Genomic DNA, 1,916 nt, shown 5'->3' with positions numbered 1-1,916 from the left:
CGGCGGCGTCAGGAGAAGGCCGCGGCCACGCCCGGCATGGGAATGCGGCGCGATGGCGCCGACGGGGCGCCCCCGCCGACAGATCGTCCAGAGCCGCGTGCCACAGCGGCGCCGGGTCCAGTTGCTGAAGCACGGCCCCGTCCGTCCCCTCGATGGTGCGCAGCGCGAACGGATAGGGCTCCGCCTGGTGGCCGAGCGCCGCGGCCTCCAGCGCCATGGCGGCCTCGCCCTCGAAGGAGAGGCGCGGCGGCGCCAGGCCGAGAAGGCAGGCCATGGCGTCGAACAGCCGCCCCGCCGAACAGGCGGGCGGCGCATTCAGCCCTTTGTCCATCATCGCCCGGAGCGTCGCCACGGGGCGCGCGGCGAACAGCGGTGCGAGCCGCGGATGGGCGTCCGCCGCGCCGCGCCCCAAAGCGGCGTCGAGATGGGCGAGGAGCACGCGGAACGGCTCGCGCGCCGCCGTGTCCCCGCCCGCGAGCGGGATGGGCGCGAGCAAGGCGAGGCGCGTCATGGCGCGGTAGTCGCAGGCGAGGATCTCGGCGCCCCAGACGGTGCCGTCCGCTCCCAGGCCCAGGCCGTCGAGGGCGATGCCGATCACCGACCCCTGGTCGCGCCGCCAGCCGGCCTCCGCCAGCACGGCGGCGATGTGGGCGTGGTGGTGCTGGACCGCGATCAGCGGCACGCCCTTGTCCTGGGCCAGATCGGCGCCGTCGCGGCTGGCGCGGTAGCCGGGGTGGAGGTCCACCGCCACCGCCTCCGGCACATGGCGGAAGATGGCGGCATAGTCCGCATGCGCATCCGCGAAGGCATCGGCGGTGGCCGGCTCGTCGAGATCGCCCAGATGGTGCGAGAGCAGCGCGTTGCGCCCGCGCGTGAGGCAGAAGGCGCTCTTCACCTCCGCCCCCATGGCGATCACCGCCGGCGCGTCCGCGAAATCCTCCGGCAGGGTGAGCGGCAGAGGCGCGCGCGCGGCCGCGCCGCCATGACCCGCGCCTGGCCGGCGGCCGGATCCGCACCACGCTGTCGTCGAGCCGCCGGGCGATGGGCCGGTCTGCATGAGGAACGCATCGGCGATGCCGGCGAGGCCGGTCCGGGCATCGGCGTCGCGGAACGCCTGCGGCTCCGAGGAGCGGTTGCCCGAGGTCATCACCAGCGGCCGCTCCGCCGCCGCCAGCAGCAGGTGATGCAGCGGCGTGTAGGGCAGCATCAGCCCCAGATGCCGCTGGCCCGGCGCGACGCCCGCGGCGAGCGCCGTTCCGGGCCGCAGGGGCAGGAGCACGATGGGGGCGGAGGGGTGCGTCAGCGCCGCGCGGGCCGCGTCGTCGAGCTCGCACAGGGTTTCGGCGGCGGCAAGGTCCGCCATCACCGCCAGCGGCTTGGCCGGGCGATGCTTGCGGGCGCGCAGGGCGGCGACGGCCTCGGCGCTGGTGGCATCGCAGGCGAGGTGGAAGCCGCCGATGCCCTTCACCGCCAGGATCGCGCCTTGTGCCAGCAGCCGCGCCGCCTCCACGATGGGATCGGCCGAGGGCAGCACGGCGCCCTCCCGCTCCAGCCACAGACGCGGCCCGCAGGCCGGGCAGGCGATGGGCTGGGCGTGGAAGCGCCGATCGGCGGGATCGTCATATTCGCCGCGGCAGGCGGCGCACATCCGAAAGCCGGCCATGGTGGTGGCCGGCCGGTCGTAGGGCAGGCCGGCGACGATGGAGAAGCGCGGCCCGCAATCGGTGCAGTTGGTGAAGGCGTAGCGATGGCGCCGCGCCGCCGGGTCGGCGATCTCCGCAAGGCAGGCGGGGCAGGTGGCGACATCGGGCACGATGCCCACCGACACCTCGCCTGCGCCGCTCTCGGCGATCGCGAAGCCTGCGCCCGCGGGCGGCGGCGCCTCCCGCCGCTCGACGCTGGCGATGCGGGCGAGC

The 1,916-nt window shown here is 75.8% G+C and carries 1 protein-coding gene; it reads right to left on the bottom strand.

Going from position 1 to position 1,916, the window contains the following annotated elements; all coding sequences use genetic code 11:
- On the bottom strand, positions 1-1,916 hold a 1,916-nt coding region (gene hypF / locus AC2W7M_RS24595), incomplete at both ends, for a carbamoyltransferase HypF (RefSeq protein WP_486135655.1).

It is taken from the genome of Xanthobacter sp. BG11Y11_SDJG (assembly GCF_057364445.1).
This window is presented reverse-complemented; position numbering and strand designations above follow the sequence as displayed.